A 2,141-nucleotide genomic window follows, 5' to 3' on the forward strand; every position below is an offset into this window, starting at 1 on the left:
CGCCGAGCGCGCGGTCGACGCGCGCGAGCCCGCCGCGCGTCCGGCCACGGCCACCATGCGCCGAGACGTGCTCACCGGCGAGTGGGTCTCGATCGCCGCGGCGCGACAGAACCGCGCGTTCCTGCCGCCCGCCGAGCTCGATCCGCTCGCCCCGCAGACCCCGACCAATCCCTCGGAGGTGCCGTCGCGCTACGACGTCGCGGTGTTCGAGAACAAGTCGCCGTCGTTCGGCCCTGCCCTGGCGATCGCGAACGGCGACGCCCTCGCGGGCGAGGACGCTCCGCGCGGTCTCGACGACCTCGAGGCTCCGGGACTCGGACGCACCCGCACCAGCGTCGGGCGGTGCGAGGTGGTGTGCTTCAGCCCCGAGCACGAGGGGTCGTTCGGCTCCCTCACCCCGACCCGGGCCCGCACGGTCATCGAGGCGTGGGCCGATCGCACCGCGGCGCTCTCGGCGCTGCCCGGCGTCGAGCAGGTGTTCCTGTTCGAGAACCGCGGCGAGGCCATCGGCGTGACCCTCCCGCACCCGCACGGCCAGATCTACGCCTACCCGTACATCACCCCGCGCACCACGAGCCTGCTCGCGTCGATCGATCGCGAAGGCCCCGACCTCTTCGAGCGGATCCTCGAGTTCGAGCGCGCCGGCGAACGCGTCGTCCTCGCAGGCGAGCACTGGACGGCCTTCGTGCCGTTCGCGGCGCGCTGGCCCATCGAGATCCACCTGCTGCCACACCGACAGGTCGCCGACTTCGCCGGGACGACGGATGCCGAGCGCGACGAGCTCGCAACGCTCTATCTGCGCCTCCTCCGGGGCGTCGACGCGCTCTACGACACGCCCACGCCGTACATCGCGGCGTGGCACCAGGCGCCGGTGCACCGCGGTCGCGACACCGTCCGTCTGCACCTGCAGCTGACGTCGCCCCGCCGCGCCGCCGACAAGCTCAAGTTCCTGGCCGGATCCGAGGCCGCGATGGGCGCGTGGATCGGCGACATCCCGCCCGAGTCCGCTGCGGCGCGCCTGCGCGAGGCCGTCGCATCCATCCCCGAGGAGACCCTGTGACCACGACCGATGCCCGCACCGCCGACGCCGCCCGCGCGCTGTTCGTCGCGCGCTTCGGAGCCGAGGCCGACGGCACATGGTCGGCACCGGGCCGCGTGAACCTCATCGGCGAGCACACCGACTACAACGACGGCTTCGTGCTGCCGTTCGCGATCCAGCACCGCACGCACGTGGCGCTCGGCACGCGCGGCGACGGGCGCATCCGCGTCACCTCGACGTTCGCAGACGAGGTGGTCGAAGTCACGCTCGACGAACTCGACGCGCTCTTCCCCGCGCGCCGCGACGAGCTGCCGGAGTGGTCCCGCTACCCACTCGGGGTCGCGTGGGCCGTGCTCGCCTCGCAGGACGGATCGGCGATCCCGGGCGTGTCGCCCGGCGTGTCGGGCGTCGACGGACAGAACGTCCTGCGAGACGAACACGCCGCGGGCCCCGTCGCCCTCGCCGGCGTCGACCTCGCCTTCGCGTCCGACGTCCCCATCGGCGCGGGCCTGTCGTCGTCGGCCGCGATCGAGGGAGCCACGGCCGTCGCCCTCGCCGAGACCTGGGGCCTCGAGCTCGACCACGTCGCACTGGCGCAGGTCGGCCGCCGCGCCGAGAACGAGGCGGTCGGCGCGCCCACGGGCATCATGGACCAGATGGCGTCGCTGCTCGGCCGCGCCGACTCGGCGATCTTCCTCGACTGCCGCTCGCTCGACGCGAACGTCGTCGACCTCGGATTCGCGGATGCCGGTCTCGAGCTCGTCGTCATCGACACCGGCGTCACGCACTCGCATGCGACGGGCGGCTACGGCGAGCGCCGGGCCGCATGCGAGCGCGGTGCAGCAGCGCTCGGCGTGCCGGCGCTGCGCGACGTGACCCCCGACGACCTGCCGCGGCTCGCCGAGATCGTCGACGACGTCACCTTCCGCCGCGTGCGGCACGTCGTCACCGAGAACCAGCGCGTGCTCGACACCGTCCAGACCCTCCGCGAGCAGGGCCCGACCGCGATCGGCGACCTGCTCGTGGCGTCGCACGCGTCGATGCGCGACGACTTCGAGATCTCGGTGCCCGAGCTCGACACCGCCGTCGAGGCGGCTCTCGC

Annotated in this window: 2 protein-coding genes; both read left to right on the plus strand. The window is 73.5% G+C overall.

Annotated features, from left to right (window positions below):
• Positions 1–1,060, plus strand: a 1,060-nt coding sequence (gene galT / locus EIO58_RS16705) for a galactose-1-phosphate uridylyltransferase (RefSeq protein ID WP_127820420.1), incomplete at its 5' end; no start/stop codon positions are given.
• The coding region (galK, locus tag EIO58_RS16710) for a galactokinase (RefSeq protein ID WP_127820421.1) at positions 1,057–2,141 on the plus strand (1,085 nt) is incomplete at its 3' end. The genes galT and galK, both read left to right, overlap by 4 nt.

Origin of the sequence: Microbacterium sp. CPCC 204701, assembly GCF_004010105.1 — a bacterium.
Taxonomy (GTDB): Bacteria; Actinomycetota; Actinomycetes; order Actinomycetales; family Microbacteriaceae; genus Microbacterium.